The organism is Arthrobacter sp. Soil_C_60, assembly GCF_057656375.1.
The window spans coordinates 526,868-543,348 of the sequence record NZ_JBDGKM010000003.1 but is presented as its reverse complement, the minus strand read 5'-3'; the positions used below and the strand labels follow the sequence as shown (position 1 = coordinate 543,348).

Genomic DNA, 16,481 nt, shown 5'->3' with positions numbered 1-16,481 from the left:
TGATTGACTATACACATTTTGTGATCGGAGCCACACTTGAAGAAATCAACGATCTTCATTTCGAGGAGCATTCATGACCGCGTCGAACCTCAAGCCCCGCATCGTTACCCTCGGCACGGCCGGCGGCCCCCGGTGGTGGACGCCCGCGGAGGAGAACAACCGGACCGGGATCGCCACCGCCGTCGTCGTCGGGGATTCCTTCTACCTGGTGGACTGCGGACACGGTGTTGGCCGCCGTTTGAGCCAGGCCGGCCTGAAGCTGGCCAACCTGCGCGGCATCTTCCTCACCCACTTGCATTCGGACCACACTGTGGATCTGGCCAGCCTTGCCATTTTCGGGCTGTACGACCTTCTCGACCGGCGCACCGATTCGGTCAGGATCATCGGACCCGGAAACCGCGGTATGTTGCCGTACACCTCGCCGCGGGCCACCGTTGAGCCCGTCCCGGTGGCTCCGCACTGTCCGACTCCCGGAACCCGCGAGATGTTCGAGCAGCTGATGTACGCACATGCCACGGACCTCAACGACAGGATCATCGACAGTCTGCGACCGTCCCCGTTTGAGCTGTTCGAAGCCACCGATATCGAGATTCCGCAGGACATCGGCTACCACCCGAATGAGAATCCGACGCCGGCCATGGATCCGTTCGTGATCTACGAAGACGACCTCGTCAAGGTCTCGGCAATCCTGGTGGAGCACCCGCCGGTGGCGCCGGCTTTCGGGTTCCGCTTCGACACGGCGGAGGGCTCGGTCACGTTCTCCGGGGACACCACCTACACGCAGAACATGGTCACGTTGGCACAGGACACCGACCTGCTGCTGCACGAGGCTATCGACTTCGATTTTGTCGAGGCCCTGTACGCGGACAAGACGGACGAAGGCTCCCGCGCGGCCAGGGACCACCACTACAAGTCGCACACCAGCGTCCGTGATGCGGCCAAGGTCGCCAGCGAGGCCGGCGCCAAACAACTGGCCCTGCACCACCTCGTTCCCGGCATGGCCGGCGATTCCGTCTGGAAGCAGGCCGCGGAACACTTCCACGGTACCTTCCACGTACCGGCAGACCTCGAACACATCGAACTCCGCCCGTCCCGCTGAATCCTAGCGCTCCATCCATGAACCCCTCCCAAGATCCCTCGAACTCATCATCAGGAGGAATTGTGTCCGAGTCACCGACGACCGTTACGCAGTCCGCACCGTCCGCACCGCAGCACCAGTCCGGCTCCGAGTCCTTGAACACGAAGGACATGCGCCGGATCCTCGCGTCCAGCTTCATCGGCAGCGCCATCGAGTACTACGACTTCATTCTGTACGCAACCGCAGCCAGCATCGTTTTCAATACCGTTTTCTTCGCCAACCTCAGCCCCGCCTTCGGCCTGTTTGCCTCCTTCGCGACGCTGGCCGCAGGCTACCTGGCGCGTCCGCTCGGCGGCATCGTCTTCGGCCACTTCGGCGACAAAATCGGGCGCAAGAAAATGCTCGTGCTGTCCATGCTGCTGATGGGCGCCTCGACAGTCCTCATCGGCCTGCTGCCTACCACCGCCGTGATCGGAATCCTTGCCCCGGTGCTGCTGGTGACCCTGCGCGTCATCCAGGGCATTGCCGTGGGCGGCGAATGGGGCGGCGCTGCCTTGATGGCGCTGGAGTCTGCACCGCAGAAGAAACGCGGCCTGGCCACTTCCTTCGCCACCGCCGGCGGCCCCGCCGGTGCAGTACTCGCCACCCTGGTGGTGTCGCTGACGTCCGCCCTGACCGGCGATGCGTTTCTGCAGTGGGGCTGGCGCATTCCGTTCCTGCTCAGTGCCGTACTGATCGCCGTCGGCATGATCATCCGGCTCAAGGTTGCTGAAACGCCCATGTTCCAGAAGCTGCAGGAAGCCGGCGAGAAGAAGCGCATGCCGCTCTTCGACGTGCTGCGCAACCATCCGCGTGCCGTGGTTGTTGCCTTGATCGCCACCATGAGCTTCTACGCCTGCCAGGGCATCCTGACCGTGTGGGGCGTTTCCATCGCCGTCGGCAATGGGGTGGACCGCTCCGGTGTCCTCAACTGGAAAGCGGCGGGCGCCGTCCTCACCCTGATCATGTGCTTCTACACCGCCCGGCTCAGCGACCGCATCGGCCGCCGCAAGGTCCTCACCGTCGCGGGCATCACCGGCATCGTGCTGGCCTACCCGCTGCTGATGCTGCTGAACAACGGCACGCTGTGGGGCTTCGCCGTCGCCATCGTGGTCGGCAACGGCATTGTGCAGGGCGCCCTCTTCGGCCCCATCGGCGCCTACATCGCGGAGCAGTTCCCCACCCGTATGCGCTACACCGGGGCCTCGCTGTCCTACCAGGGTGCCTCGGTGCTTGGTGCCGGCTTCACCCCGATGATCGCCACCGGCCTGATGATCGCGGGCAACGGCAGTATCTGGCTGGTCGGAGCATTCTGGATCGCCGTCATCCTCGCCGGTACCATTGCCGTCCGCGCGACGCCGGAAGGCACCAAGGTCAACCTCGACTGACACGGAACACACCAAACAACTGAAGAGGAAAATGCCCGGATGGAAACTCCATCCGGGCATTTTCCGTTCGACACGTAAGGCAGTCGCAGGTTACGGCCGGCGGTGGATGGACTTGTAGCTGAGGTAGGCGTTGAGCCCCTCGATGCCGTATTCCGTGCCGAGACCCGAATCGTGCCGCCCGCCAAACGGCGCGGAGTGGTTGGAGGCAAAGAAGTTGATGCCCACGGAGCCGGTGTCCATCCGGTCAGCGACGGCGAGGGCAGCGTCCTGATCCGTGCCGAACACCAGGCCACCCAGGCCGAAATCGGTGTTGTTTGCTAAGGCGACGGCCTCGTCCACGTCCGCGTACTTGAGGACAGAGATCACTGGACCGAATATCTCCTCGCGCGAGATCCGCATGGACGGTGTGACATCGGCGAAGACCGTGGGTTCCACGAAGAAGCCTCCTTCGAGTCCGCCGCCAAGCTGCGCTGCGCGGCCGCCGGTGGTCGCCCGGGCGCCTTCGGCCCGGCCTGCGTCCACGTATTCCAGCACCGTCCGGTACTGGGATTCGGTGGCTGCCGGCCCGAAGACGGTGGCGGGATCCAGCGGGTCTCCCTGCACTCCGGCGGCGATGGTGGCGGTCACCATGTCCACCACCTCGTCGTAACGTCCCGCGGGGGCCAGGATCCGGGTGGAGATGTAGCAGGTCTGGCCGGTGTTGCGCATGCAGGAGCGCACCAGACCGCTGGACATGGCATCCAGGTCAGCATCCGGCAGCACAATGGCGCTGGACTTGCCACCCAGTTCCAGCGTTACCGGCCGCAGCAGTTCACCGCAGGCCGCGGCGATCTTCCGGCCCACCGGCGTGGAACCGGTGAAGGCCACCTTGTCCACGCCCGGGTGCCGAACCAGGGTGTCGCCCAGCCGGCCGGAACCGGTGACCAGGTTGACCACGCCGGCGGGCACACCGGCGGCGGCCACGGCGTCGACAATCAGCCGGAAGGACAGCGGAGTAGGCGAGGCAGGTTTCATCACCACGGTGCAGCCGGCCAGCAGCGCCGGCGCCAGCTTGATCACCATCAGGTTGATCGGGAAGTTCCACGGGGCGATCAGCGCGCACACGCCCACCGGATCCCGGCGCACCACGGACTCGCCGCCGCCGCGCGGAAACGGCCGGACGTCATCGCGCTCCAGGTACTCCGCGAGCGTGGCGAAGTAGCGGAAGATGCTCGCCGCGTTGGCCGCGGCCCCCGAGGACTCTGAGATCGGGGAACCGTTCTCGCGGGTGTTGGTCAGCGACAGCTCCTCCGCCCGCGTGTCCACTTCGTCGGCGATGCGTAGCAGGTAGGCAGCCCGCTCCGATGGAGCCAGCCGGGACCACCCGCCGTCGTACGCCTTGCGCGCCGCGCCGACGGCGGCGTCGATATCCTCTGGGGTTCCGTCCGGAACCGAGCCCCAGACCTGGCCCGTGGCCGGATCCGTGACGGAGTTGCGGCCGGTGCCGCGGGCGGGGACCCAGGCGCCGTCGATGAAGACATCGTCCACGTGGGTGTAGGGCAGGGTGAGCGCGGCGCGGGCGTCCACGGCAGGGCCGGAGAACGACGCCGGAGCTTGCCCGGTTGCCGCGGTGGCAGTTGCGCTGTGGGCAGCGGAAGTCATCGGATCACTCCAGTCTTGAGCAGTGCGTTGGACCGGGCAAGGTCGGCCGTGCCCATCGCGTAGGCGGCTTCGGTGATGAGTTCGGGGATGATCTCCGCGGCCAGACGGTCCGTGTAGACAGCCGGCGTCATGCCGAACCAGGACGAGGCCAGCGCAATGCCGGCGTGGTCGAAGCGCCACAACCGGTCGGCGTCGCGGACCAGGGCATCCTCCAGCGAAAAGGCCACATGGCGGGTGTCGTGCCCGTCGATGATTTCGCAGACACGCGCAATGAAGCCGCCGGAGTAGCCCAGTCCGGGCAGCACCCGGCGGGCCACTTTGCAGCCTTCGGCCTCGTGCTCGAAGCGGATGGCAGCCTTCCGCCAGTCGCCCGTGAAGCCCTCGGAGAGGATGCGCGATTCGTCCACGTGCGCCCAGCCGGTGTCATGCAGCACGATCGCCACGCGGACCAGCTCGGCGTCGGCCTCCGGGTAGGCCCGGCAGAGCCGTTCGGCGTAGGCCAGCGAGATGGGCAGGTGGATGTCGTTGCCGCGGCTGCGGGTTTCCTCCACCACGGCCTTCCAGAGCCGGTCCAGGTCTTCGGCCGCCGGGGTGCCGGCGATGGGCGAGGTATCCAGGGTGCCGGTGGCCGGGACGGGGCGCACCGGGTGCGCGGCGGCAAAGGCGGCGGCGCGGGGATCTTCCGCATGCGCAGCCGGATCCGCTGCCGGCCAGGCGGTGCTGGCCGCGTCGCTGTTGGTCTGCGGACTCTGCGTGTCGGGGGTTCTCATGGGGCTCCTTAGCCGTCCGTGATGATGGTCTTCAGCACGACGGCGGTATCCGCCGCCGCGTCCGCGGGTATGTTCTGTCCCTTGGCCAGGGCGTTCTTGACCGACATGAAGTCCAGCGGTGCGTTGACGCAGTCCGCGGCAATGATCCGGCCGCCGCGGTAGTAGAGCACGGAGAATTTGCCGCGTTCCTCGTCGCGCCGGACCACGGTCTGGTCGTAGCCGAGGGTCAGTCCGGCGATCTGCAGTTTCAGGTCCACCTGGTTGGACCAGAACCACGGGATGCCCGCGTAGTCCTCGCGCCGGCCCATCAGCGAATAGGCGGCTACCTTGGCGTGCTCGATCGCATTGTTCACGCTTTCCAACCGGATGCGCTCGCCTTCCGGCGAACCGGGCAGCGGGTTGGGCATGTTCGCCACATCGCCCACCGCCACGGTGGTGCCGTCGGAGGCCAAGGCGTGCGAGTCCACCACAATGCCGTTGTCCACTTCCAAGCCCAGCTGCTCGGCCAGTTCGGTGTTGGGGACCACGCCGATTCCGACCAGCACCAGCTGCGCGGGGATCACCGTGCCGTCCTCAAGTTCGACGCCGGCCACACGGCTTCCGTCGTCGGCTGCGGTCAGACGCTTCATCCTGGCATCGAGCCGGATGTCGATGCCGCGGCCGCGGTGGGCCTGGAGGAAGTAGTCGCTGGTGTCTTCGCCCACGGCGCGGCCGATCAGGCGCGGGCCGTACTCGAGTACCGTGACGGCCTTGCCCATTTTGTGCAGGCTGGAAGCCGCTTCCAGACCGATGAAGCCGCCGCCGACCACCACCGCTTCGCGGACGCTGTCCAGCTGTGCCTTCAGGGCCAGGGCGTCGTCCGCGTTGCGCAGGTAGACCACGCCGTCCAGGTCCGCCCCGGGCAGGTCGAGCTTCCGCGCCCGGGCGCCGACGGTCAGGGCCAGGCGCTTGAAGCCGAATTCGGCTCCGGAGGCGGCATGCGCGGTGCCGGAGCCGTCGTCGTTCTTATCGATCCGGGTGATGCACTCGCCCTTGACGAGGATGATGTTGTGCTCGTCCCAGTACTCGTTGGAGCGGAAGATCAGCGATTCGCTCTCCACGGTGCCCTGCAGGAACTCCTTGGACAGGGCGGGGCGCTGATAGGGCCGGTGGTCCTCGTCGCCGAGCAGCGTGATGTGCTCGTCGAAGCCCAGGGCCCGCAGCGAGACGGCCAGCTGCACGCCGGATTGGCTGGCGCCGATGATCAGCAGCCCGGTCCGGGCTGGCGCCTTCGGTGCCGCGGCGGCGCCGTCGTTGGTCTTGGTTGCCGCGTCAGCGGTTCCGGTGTTCATGATCAGACCTGTGTTTCCGGTGTGGTGACGTGGATGTCCTGGCCGTCGCACAGCTTCAGCTGGCAGGACAGGCGTGAGTTGTCCTCGCGGTCCACGGCCGTGCCGTAAAGCATTTCGTCCTCCATGTCCTCCATGGGCGGCAGCTCGGCCAGCTCGTCCTCGCGGACAAAGACGTGGCAGGTGGCGCAGGACAGCGAGCCGCCGCATTCGGCGACGATGCCGGGGACGCCGTTGCGCACGGCCGTCTCCATGACCGAGTCCCCGGGGTTGCCGGTGATCTCGCGTGTGGTGCCTTCCGTGTCGGTGAAATAAACCGTTGGCATGGCTCCTCCTTGGGGTGGAAATCTACTGTTGGAAGTTGGGTGGAAGCTTTTAGATGAACTGGCGGCCGCCGTCGACCACCATGGTTTGGCCGGTGATGTACGAGCTGTCCGGACCGGCGAGGAACAGCGCGGCCCCGACGATGTCTTCGGGCTGGCTGGCCCGCTTGAGCGCCCCGCGGTCCACGCCGTAGCTTTCGGCGTCCTCCATCAGCGAGTAGCTGGATTCGGTGAGCGTGAAGCCGGGAGCGATCGCGTTGACGGTGATGCCGCGCCGGCCCAGCTCCTTGGCCAGCACCCGGGTCAGCGCAACCACTCCGCCCTTGGAAGCGACGTAGTGCAGCCACTGCTCGGAGCCGGAGAAAATGGTGGCGCTGGAGAGATTGATGACGCGCCCGCCGTCGGCCAGGTAAGGGCTCGCCGCGCGGGTCACCAGCCACGGGCCCTTGAGGTTCACATTCATGACCAGGTCCCATTCGTCCGGGTCGATGTCCTCGAAGGGCGTGCGGGTCACCGTGGCGTAGATGGCCGCGTTATTGAGTACGACGTCGATGCGTCCGTTCCCGAATTCCGCCACCTGGGCGGCGAGCGACTCGGTGGACGCGCGATCGGTCACGTCGGCCTGGTAGGCCGCCGCGTCGGCGCCGCCTTCGCGGACCAGCTTGGCCGTCTCTTCGGCGCCTTCCAGGTTCACATCCGCGACGGCCACCCGGTAGCCGCGGCTGGCAAAGCCGAGGGCGAAAGCCCGGCCGAGGCCCCCGGCGGCACCGGTGATCAGCACGGTCCGCTGGGCCATATCAGTGCCCGTACGCTCCACGCCGCGGGCAGCAGCGGCGTCGTTGGCGTCGGTGGGTTGCTGCGTCATCTTCAAACCTTTGCGTTGGGTTGTGCCGGACCGGGGCCTTGGGAAGGACAGCGCGCCCGGCCCGGCACTGGGATCACCTGAGGGGGAGGTGCTCAGGCGTGGCTGTGGCTGTGCGCGCCGGGGCCGGTCACTACGGGGGTAAGCTCCTCGGCATCCAGGATCTGCACGGTGCCCTTGGTGCCGTCGACCCGCAGCAGCTGCCCGGTCTTGATGGTGGTGGAGCCGCTGCCCGTGCCGGTGACCGCCGGCAGCCCGTACTCGCGGCAGACAATAGCGGCGTGGCTCATCATGCCGCCGATGTCGGTCACGGTGGCCTTGATCTTGCCGAAGATCGGGCCCCAGGACGGCGCGGTCACGGTCGCCACCAGGATCTCGCCCTGCTGGACCCCCGAAAGCTGGTCCGCGTCCGTCACGACGCGGGCAACGCCCTCGACGACGCCGGGTGAGGCCGCCATGCCGCGCAGTCCCCCGCCCTCGACTTCCTCGCCCGCACCCAGCCACTGCTGGACCTGCTCGGTGGTGATGCCCCAGAGCATCCGGGTGAACGGTTCGGTGATGGATTCCGGCGGCGTGTTCAGCGCCGGCTGCGGACGGGCGGTCTTGAGCGCATCGACAATGCCGCGGCGGCGTTCGATCTCCTCCGGCCAATAGGTGGGGCCGATCGGTTCGGCGCCCACACCCCAGCCAGTGACCAGGTCGAAGAGCGCGTCGCGGACCTCGTTGCGGGTCAGGTAGAGCAGGTCATCGGGTTCGGCCCAAAAGCCCTCGGCGTGCATCATCCGGGACAGTTCCCGGATCTTGCGCCAGAAGACGCCCATGGTCCAGTGCTCGATGTAGAAGTTGTGGTTTTCCACGTACGGGTACGCCGTGGCGGCGAGCTGGCGCTTGGCGTCGAACAGGGCCTGGGTTTCACCTTCGAGCAGGTCCCGGTACTCCTCGACGATGCGTTCCTTCTCCACGATGAGCTCCTCGGTGGGGCGCATGATGTTCTGGCCCTCGCCGAGCCGGCGGATGTAATCGGCAATGTAGCCCAGGGGGATCTCCTGGTGCTCATACCAGTACTTGTCGTGTCCGTAGAAACCGTTGCCCACAGTGAAGTTGAACCACGGATCCTTGGCGCCCTCGTACTGGGCAATCCAACGCTCCCCGCCCGGTGCCGCAGCAATGGCACTCAAGGTGGCATCGACGTCGTCCGTATTGCCGAAGGCGGACTCCAGGCGAAGCTCCACGGCCAGTTTGGCGAGCTTCTTGAGCTCATCGTCCGGGCGGAACAGCTCCATGTCCACGCCCTGGACCATGGTCGCGATGGACTGGTCCGGAATGTTCGGGAACACTTCCTTACAGAAGTTGAAGAAGTCCAAGTAGGCAATGTAGCCCAGGTTCAGGAACTCGAAGTGGTACTGCCAGTTCTGGTAAGCCAGCTGGATCAGCCGGTCGTAGTTCTCCAGCAGCACTTCGGAGCCGTCCATCGCTTTGCCGGTGGTGATGTCATCCATCGGAACCATGTCCGGCAGCTTGTTGAAGGACAGCGTCTCCATCTCGTCGATGGTGCCGCGGACCTTGATGTGCCACTGCTTGAGCAGCTCCTCCCAGTTCTGGAAGTAGTGGCCCACGCGCTGCTCGAAATGCGGAACCCGCGCCGCGATCTGGTCCTCGGGGACCGGGATCGGGGACATGTACAGGTAGCCCAGGTGCACGCGGAACTCGATGCCGTTGGCGTTGGGGATCATCAGGTGCCGGGCGTTGTACTGGCCCAGGCACTTTACCGCGAACTCCCCGCCGATGGTTTCGAACGGCTTGTAGACGGTGGGCCAGTGCTGGCTGTCGCAGAACCAGAACTTCGAGTCTTCCTGCTCCTTGAGCTTGTCCTGGAAGACCAGATAGTACGGGTAGATCTGCTCCCATCCTTCGGCGCCAGCGGGCACCGGCAGTTCGGACGGCTTCGGGAAAGACTTCATGGACATGACGGACCTTTCGATGGTGGCTCGGCGGTGAGCCTGTGGGTCGGTAACGGTGGTTTCACACCGAGGGTTTGAGCAGCGAGGCGGTGATGCTGCCGAGGCTGAAGCCGCTGCTGGCGGCGGGCGTAGAGCCGGTAGAGGTGGAGCCGGTGGTGGAAGCAGCAGCGCCGGTGGCGCCGAAGGCTGCGGCGTATCCGCTAGTGCTGGCTGCAGCGGGAACCGTCGGCTTGGAAGAATGCACGGTTTCGGGGCGGGACTGCAGGAGCAGCAGATTCTCGCCGTCGGGCAGGTCCGCATCCAGTGCCCACTCGACGTCCTGCGGGCATTTGTAGTGCTTCTCGGCCCGCTTGGCCATCTGTGCGACCGCCTTGACTTCCTCATCGCTCAGGCTGCGGCGGCCGCGGCGCTCGGTGTCGACCTCCCGTTCCACCAGGGCGCGTGCTGCGGTGTCCGGAACGAGTTCGGCGTGCTTGTCGCCCAAGTGTTCAGACACCAGCGCGAGCGTCACCTTGTCCAGCACGATGTTGTCCGGAGTGACCTGGCCCGAGACCACCATCTCGCCGACACCGTAGGAAGAGTCGATGGTGATCTTGGAGCGGTCACCATTGGTCGGGTCCATAGTGATGGCAACGCCGGAGACCTTGGAGTTGACCATTTTCTGCACCACCACGGCCATGGACAGTCCCTCGTCGGGAATGTTGTTCTTCAGCCGGTAGATGATGGCGCGCGACGTGTAGAGCGAGGCCCAGCACTGGCGGATGTGCTCGGTAACGGCCTTGACGCCCTCCAGCCACAGATAGGTATCCTGCTGGCCGGCAAACGAGGCGTCCGGCAGGTCCTCGGCCGTGGCGCTGGAGCGCACGGCCACCGGGACCGGTGTTTCGAACCGGGACATCAGGGAGTCGTACGCCTGGATGGTCACCGCCCGGATGGCCTCCGGAACCGGCCGGGAACAGATGTCCGCCCGGATAGCCGCAGAGACCTTGTCCACTTGGGCAACGTCTTCGGGATCGAGCCCCGCCAGGAGTTCGTTGATCTGCCGCGTGATGCCGGCTTCGGCCATAAACGCATCGAACTCGGCCGTAGTGACCACGAATCCGGGCGGCACCGGCATGCCGGCGGCGGTCATGGTGACCAGGGATGCGCCCTTGCCGCCGAGCGTTTCGAGATTCGGTTCGAGGCCGCCATCGAAAAACTGGATGTACTCGTTGCTTTCCATGTGCTTATGCCTCCCAAGTAACGGGAACGGTTTCGGGGACCCGGAAGGACAGGTTTTCGCGGAACGCGATCTCCTCGGGATCCTGCAGTTTCAGGTTCGGAGCAAGCCGGGCGACTTCCTCGAGGGCGATCTTCGCCTGCAGCTTGGCCAGCATGTTGCCCAGGCAGTAGTGGATGCCGAAGCCGAAGGACAGGTGCTCGCGGGCATTGGGCCGGGAGATGTCGAAATCTTCGCCGTTCTCGAACTTGCCCTCTTCGCGGTTCGCCGAGCCCATCAGCAGCAGCAACTGGCCGCCTTCCTCGATCTTCACGCCGCCGACCTCGGTGTCTTTGAGCGCCTTGCGCCGCCAGCCGACAATCGAGCCGGCATAGCGCAGCACCTCGTCGATGGCGCCGGGGATCTTCTTCGGCTCCTCGACCAGCACCGCCCACTGTTCCGGGCGGGCCAGCAGCACGCGCAGTGAATTGGCGATCAGCGTGGTGGTGGTTTCGTGGCCGGCGAAAAGCAGGCTGTAGAGGACCGATGCGATCTCGTGGTCGGAGATTTCCGCGCCGTCGTTCTGCGCACGCACCAGGTCGGCGGTGAGGTTGTCGCCGCCCTTCTCATGGACTACGCGGACCAGGCGCAGGCATTCCTGCCAGTACTCCACCAGGTTGTGCGCATGCGGGATCTGCTGGTCGTCGCTCAGGTCGCCCCAGGTCATCGCCGCGCGGGAATCGCTCCAGCGCTTGAACTTGTCGACCTGACTGACATCGGCGCCGATCAGCGTGAGAATGGTGATCGTCGGGACGTCGTAGGCCAGGTCTTTCACCAGGTCGCCGGTGCGTTCGGGCCGGGCCAGCATCTTCTCCACCAAGTCCACCACGTTCTGGCGGATGAAGGGCTCCAGCGCCTTGTAACGGCGGGGCGTGAAAGCCTTTTGCACTACCGAGCGGATCCGGGTGTGCTCCGGCGGGCGGCGGGCGGAGAGTCCCGAGTACGCGGTGAAGCCGCCCTCTTCCATGATCTTCTTGGCGGCCGGGCCGCGCTCGCGGACCGGGGCCTGGGCGTTTTCGCTCGAGAAGGTCTCCCAGTCCTCGAAAACTGCCTTGATGTCGTCGTAGCGGGAAACTACGTAGTAGCCGATGCGCTCGTCGAACATGACCGGCTGCTCGGCCCGCAGTTCCGCGTAGGCGGGGAAAGGATCCTTCATCTGGAACGGTTCGTAACCGTGGTGCCCGGCAGGCGCCTCGGCTCCGTGGCCGAACGGGCAGCGGGCCGCCGTTTCCGTCGAGGGTGACATCTGTTCTCCTTGGGGTTGGTTCCCGTTGGCGGTTGCTGGACCATCCAATGGGTTCGTTCACACCAGTGTTGTCCACATCACCCGTGGTGCACATCACGGTCTTCCACTGAGTAGAAACCGAATAGAACGACGACGGCGCCTTCTCTTCGCTGGAGCCGTGCATGCAGCGGCTATTTGCGGTGGCTGCCCAGCAGCGTTTCGAGCGGGATGTGGGCCGTGGCGCGCTCGATCTGCACCGAGACGCCTTTGAGCACGGGCAGGTGGCGGTTCATGGTGGCGGCCTGTGCGGTCGGCAGCACCAGCCCCAGTCCCGCACCGATGACGCCGGTATGGAAGACCGGAACGGCGATCGAGCAGGATCCGAGCCGGACTTCCTCCAAGGTGGTGGCGAAGCCCTGCTCGCGGATGGTGTCGAGTTCCTTGGCCAGCCGGCCAGCATGGATATGCGTGTGAGCCGTGGGACGTTCCAGCTCGCGGTTCAGGTAGGCGATGCGGACCCATTCCTCCTCGAAGGCCAGGATCACCTTGCCGACGGCGGTGGCATGCATGGGCAGCCGGCCGCCGACCCGCGAGGCCCGCGGGACGCGCTTCGTGCCGTAGATGCGCTCGATGTAGAGCACTTCGTGTCCTTCGCGGACCGCGAGCTGGGATGTCTCCCCGGTGAGGGAAAACAGGTCCTGGACGAAAGGCCGCGCTGCCTCGCGCAGCTGCCGTCCGGCGTTCTGCGCCAGCTCCCACAGGCGGATCCCCAACTGGTAGCGGCCGTTGGCTCCGCGCGAGAGGAATCCCCAGTCGGTCAGCTCGGCGACCAGCCGGTGCGTGGTGCTGAGCGGCAAACCGGATCCCTCGGAAATCTCCGTCAGGCTGAGCGATCCGCGGGCCTTTTCGAACACCTCGAGGATGGCAAGCACCCTGGAGGTCACGGATCGTCCCGCATCGCGGCTTCCGCCCGCCATCGCTGCCTCCTCATCCGGCCGCTCTCGGTCCGGCACCTGCCGCCGGCCGCCGGCCGAAACCGAGTCTAGTCCTCAGCCAGCAGGGCACGCCGCTGCGGCCACAGGGTCACCGATTCCAGCGCCGATAACGCCCGCGCCATGGCTTTCGCCTCCTCGGTCAACAGGTGGCCGTGGACCCGCTGGCTGCACAGCCGCACGGCTTGCTCTCGCTCCAAGCCGAACCAGTCCATCACGGTGTCTATCCCGTGTGGGGTCAACCGCCAGGTCTTATCCGAGTCCTTCACAATGGCGTCCTCGACCGAGAGTGCCTCGCGCCGCGAATCGTGTCCGTCAATGATCTGCAGAATCGCGGGAACCTTGGCCGCGTTGTAGCCGACCTCGGCCAGAATATCCGCGGCCAGGCGGGCGCCTTCCTTCTCATGCAGCAGCACCAGATCCGGCCGACCACCGCCCGGGGCGATCGCGGAGAGCACTTCGTCCGGGGGCACCTGCGACCAGCCGATGTCGTGCAGCATGATCGCCGGAAGAACGACGTCGGCATCCGCCTCCGGGTGCAAGCCCAGTAAGGCTTGGGCCAGGCCGAAGGCGTACAGAGTGTGCGCGTCGTTGTCGCGGACGGCCAGCAAGGGCGCTGCCAGCTCCCAGATCCGGGCGAGGACCGGATCCAGGGCGATGACGCCGTCGGGATTTGCGGCAATGGCGCCGGTGACATCGTGGCCGTACTGGTTGGCGGCAGGCAGGAACTTGGTCATGCTCCCACCGTGGACCAGCAGCCGCGGCCGTGGCAACAATCGGATTCCGCTGGCCGGAAGCGGCGCGCGGCCTGCTTCAGCCGGTGTTGCGCAGGCCCGCCGCGACGCCGTTGACCGTGATCAGCATGGCCCGCTGCAGGCTTTCATCCGGCGCATCCCCACTCGAGGTCCCGTTCGCACGCAGCCTGCGCAGCAGCTCCACCTGCATGTAGGAAATCGGATCCAGATACTGGTCCCGCACTTCCAACGACTTTTTGAGCACCGGCTGGTTGTCCAGCAGCCGCACTTCGCCGGTGAGGCGCCGGACCTCGGCCACCGTGAGCTCGAACTCTTCGCGGATCCGGTCGAACAGATGCTGCAGCCGGGCCGGCACCAGCGTGGCCACATAGTGCGCGGCGATGTCCAGGTCGGTCTTGACCAGGGTCATTTCCACATTCGAAACCACGGTCTGGAAAAAGTGCCACCGGTCCGCCATCTCCTGCAGCACCTCCCCGTGGCCGGCTTCGCGCGCCGCCTTCAGCCCGGAGCCGACGCCGTACCAGCCGGGCACGATCTGCCGCGACTGGGTCCAGCCGAAAACCCACGGGATGGCACGCAGACCTTCCAGGCCGGCGCCTGAATCCGGCCGCATGGAAGGACGTGAGCCGATCTTCAGCGAACCGAGCTGCTCCACCGGCGTCGAGGTGAAGAAATACTCCGGCAGGTCCGGGTCCTCGATGAGCTCCCGGTAGCAGCGGAAGGACGCATCGGAGACGGTTTCCATCACCTTGCCGTAGCGATGGCGCTCGCCGGCGGACGTGCGCGGCTCCCGGTGCAGCGCAGAGCCTTCCAGCACAGCCGCCAGCGACAATTCCAGGTTCTCCCGCGCCAGCGTCTGCAGCGAGTACTTGTCCGAAATGACTTCGCCCTGCTCGGTGAACTTGATTGCGCCTTCCAGCACGCCGTTCGGCTGGGCCAGGATGGCGTCGTAGGTGGGTCCGCCGCCGCGCCCTACGGAGCCGCCCCGGCCGTGGAAGAGCCGCAGCCGGACCCCGTGCTTGGCAGCGACGTCGCGCAGGACCCGCTGCGTCTGGTGGATTTCCCACAGGCTGGTCAGCACGCCGGATTCCTTGTTCGAGTCCGAGTACCCGAGCATGACTTCCTGCACGTCGCCGCGGAGCCGGACAATCTCCCGGTACTGCGGATCCGCCAGCAGCCCGTCCAGAATCCGCCCGGACCGGCGCAGCTCCTCCACGGTTTCCAGCAGCGGCGCGAAACCGATACGTGCAAACGCGTCCCCGCCGTGCAGCCGCAGCAGGCCGGCTTCCCGCGCCAGCACCGCGGCGGCGAGCACGTCATCCGGTCCGCGGGTCATGGACACGATGTAGGTCTCCACCACGTTCGAACCGTAGGTCTCCAAAGCCCGCTGGATTTCGCCGAACACCGCGTACGTCTTGGCTTCCTCGCCTGCCAGCGGAGCCGGCACCGGCGCCAGCGGCCGGCGGGAAGCGAGCTCCTTCGACAGCACCGCCTGGCGTTCCGCCCGCGCCAGGTCCGCATAACGCCCGGGCAGTTCGCCCAGCCGGTCCATCAACACACCGACGACTGCGTGGTGCCGCTCGGCGTGCTCGCGGACATCCAGCACGGCCAGGTTCAGGCCGACAGCGGACATGATCCGCCGCACGCCTGCCAGCGCTCCATCCGCCGCCAGCGAGGACCCGTGGGCGCGCAGCGATCGTTCCAGCAGTCCCAGCTCGTCCAGCACCTGTGCGGCGGAGGCATAGTCCCGCCCGGGCTGGTGCGCGGTGCCGTTACGGACGCGGGCGGAGGTGTTCATCAATTTGGCCTTGATGCAGGTGAGCTTGAGCCTGTACGGCTCCTGGGCATTGAGCACGAGCACGCGCTTATCCAGCCCGGGCAGCTTTTCCAGGTCCTGCTGGATGGATTCCAGCAGCTCCGGCTCCGCTTCGGCGAGCGCCGTGGAGTTGGACAGCACCGAGATCAGCTCGTCCACCTGCTCGATCCCGATCCGCACGGCGTGCTGGTTCTGCAGGGCGAGGATCTCCCGCGTTACGTCTGCGGTGACATTCGGGTTGCCGTCCCGGTCGCCGCCGATCCAGCTGCCGAACCGCAGCGGCGAGCGCTCGGCGGACAGGACTGCGCCGTGGCCGTCCAGCAGTTCCGCCAGTTCGGCCAGCAGCTCCGGCACCGCGCCGCGGAAAATGTTGTCGAGGTAGTAGAGGGCGTTGCGGGCCTCGTCCACCGGGCTGGGCCGCACCTGCCGCAGCTCGTCCGTCTGCCACATCTGGTCGATGATTTCCGCCAGGATGCGGTCCTGCCGCCGCCTGGCCACGCTGTCCTCGGCGGTCCGCACCGCCAGCACATCGGAGAGCTTGCGCAGCTTATCCAGCACCGAACGGCGCGATGCCTCGGTGGGATGTGCGGTGAAGACCGGCCGCACATCCAGCGCGTCCACGGCCTCCTGCAGCACTGCGGGGCCTGCCTTCGCGGCGACGTCCGCCACGGCCTTGGCCAGCCAGCCGTCCTGTTCCGGGCGGGTCCGCAGGGTCCGGACGCGGTGGACCTGCTCGGCGGCATTGGCCAGATGAAAGTAGAAGGTGAAAGCCCGCACCAACTGCGTCGCCTGGCCGGTGGGCAGCCCCGCCAGCAGTTCGCGCACCTGGTCCGCCACGTCACGTGCCGTCCATGGCCCGCTGGCCTCCCCGCCCCCGCGAGCCGCCTCCTTGGACTCCTTGGTCAGCAGCCGCACCTGCTCCACCAGCTCCAACAGCTCCGGACCGTGCTGGCGCACCAGCGATTGGCCCAGCAACGTGCTGACGCGGCGGACATCCGCACGCAGCCTGGCATCGAGATCCCCTTCAGGCATCAAAACCCTCCTG

Annotated in this window: 13 protein-coding genes; 2 read left to right on the top strand and 11 right to left on the bottom strand. The window is 66.4% G+C overall.

Annotated features, from left to right (window positions below):
• The first annotated feature begins 73 nt into the window (after positions 1–73).
• Together AC3A4M_RS09335 and AC3A4M_RS09330 are read left to right on the top strand one after the other, a co-directional pair.
• Positions 74–1,099, top strand: coding sequence for an MBL fold metallo-hydrolase (locus AC3A4M_RS09335; protein WP_498735475.1), 1,026 nt, complete (start codon positions 74–76; stop codon positions 1,097–1,099).
• Positions 1,100–1,161: 62 nt separating this feature from the next.
• Complete coding sequence (locus AC3A4M_RS09330) at positions 1,162–2,505, top strand: MFS transporter (protein WP_498735473.1); 1,344 nt, start codon at positions 1,162–1,164, stop codon at positions 2,503–2,505.
• Positions 2,506–2,595: 90 nt separating this feature from the next.
• On the opposite strand, the gene AC3A4M_RS09325 is transcribed toward AC3A4M_RS09330, so the two are convergent.
• From AC3A4M_RS09325 to ppc, 11 genes are all read right to left on the bottom strand, one after another.
• Positions 2,596–4,146 (bottom strand): aldehyde dehydrogenase family protein, encoded by a 1,551-nt coding sequence (locus tag AC3A4M_RS09325; protein ID WP_498735472.1) that lies wholly within the window; start codon positions 4,144–4,146, stop codon positions 2,596–2,598.
• On the bottom strand, positions 4,143–4,916 hold the full coding sequence (locus tag AC3A4M_RS09320; RefSeq protein WP_498735470.1) for an HD domain-containing protein: 774 nt from the start codon (positions 4,914–4,916) through the stop codon (positions 4,143–4,145). Before AC3A4M_RS09320 ends, AC3A4M_RS09325 begins: the two co-directional genes overlap by 4 nt.
• Before the next feature lie 8 nt (positions 4,917–4,924).
• Positions 4,925–6,247 carry an NAD(P)/FAD-dependent oxidoreductase gene (locus AC3A4M_RS09315; protein WP_498735468.1) on the bottom strand — a complete coding sequence of 441 codons (1,323 nt, stop codon included), beginning with the start codon at positions 6,245–6,247 and terminating at the stop codon, positions 4,925–4,927.
• 2 nt (positions 6,248–6,249) lie between these two features.
• Positions 6,250–6,570 (bottom strand): 2Fe-2S iron-sulfur cluster-binding protein, encoded by a 321-nt coding sequence (locus AC3A4M_RS09310; protein WP_498735466.1) that lies wholly within the window; start codon positions 6,568–6,570, stop codon positions 6,250–6,252.
• Between the two features lie 49 nt (positions 6,571–6,619).
• Positions 6,620–7,432 (bottom strand): SDR family NAD(P)-dependent oxidoreductase, encoded by an 813-nt coding sequence (locus AC3A4M_RS09305; RefSeq protein ID WP_498735464.1) that lies wholly within the window; start codon positions 7,430–7,432, stop codon positions 6,620–6,622.
• A 92-nt stretch (positions 7,433–7,524) separates the two neighbouring features.
• Entirely contained in the window at positions 7,525–9,396 is a 1,872-nt protein-coding gene (locus AC3A4M_RS09300; protein WP_498735462.1) for a PEP-utilizing enzyme, read from the bottom strand.
• Between the two features lie 55 nt (positions 9,397–9,451).
• Entirely contained in the window at positions 9,452–10,612 is a 1,161-nt protein-coding gene (locus tag AC3A4M_RS09295; RefSeq protein ID WP_498735460.1) for a PEP/pyruvate-binding domain-containing protein, read from the bottom strand.
• A 4-nt stretch (positions 10,613–10,616) separates the two neighbouring features.
• Positions 10,617–11,894 carry a cytochrome P450 gene (locus AC3A4M_RS09290; RefSeq protein WP_498735459.1) on the bottom strand — a complete coding sequence of 426 codons (1,278 nt, stop codon included), beginning with the start codon at positions 11,892–11,894 and terminating at the stop codon, positions 10,617–10,619.
• 170 nt (positions 11,895–12,064) lie between these two features.
• Positions 12,065–12,850, bottom strand: coding sequence for an IclR family transcriptional regulator (locus tag AC3A4M_RS09285; RefSeq protein WP_498735457.1), 786 nt, complete (start codon positions 12,848–12,850; stop codon positions 12,065–12,067).
• A gap of 65 nt (positions 12,851–12,915) precedes the next feature.
• Entirely contained in the window at positions 12,916–13,602 is a 687-nt protein-coding gene (locus tag AC3A4M_RS09280) for an HD domain-containing protein (protein ID WP_498735456.1), read from the bottom strand.
• A gap of 76 nt (positions 13,603–13,678) precedes the next feature.
• Positions 13,679–16,468 carry a phosphoenolpyruvate carboxylase gene (gene ppc / locus AC3A4M_RS09275; protein ID WP_498735454.1) on the bottom strand — a complete coding sequence of 930 codons (2,790 nt, stop codon included), beginning with the start codon at positions 16,466–16,468 and terminating at the stop codon, positions 13,679–13,681.
• Positions 16,469–16,481 lie beyond the last annotated feature (13 nt).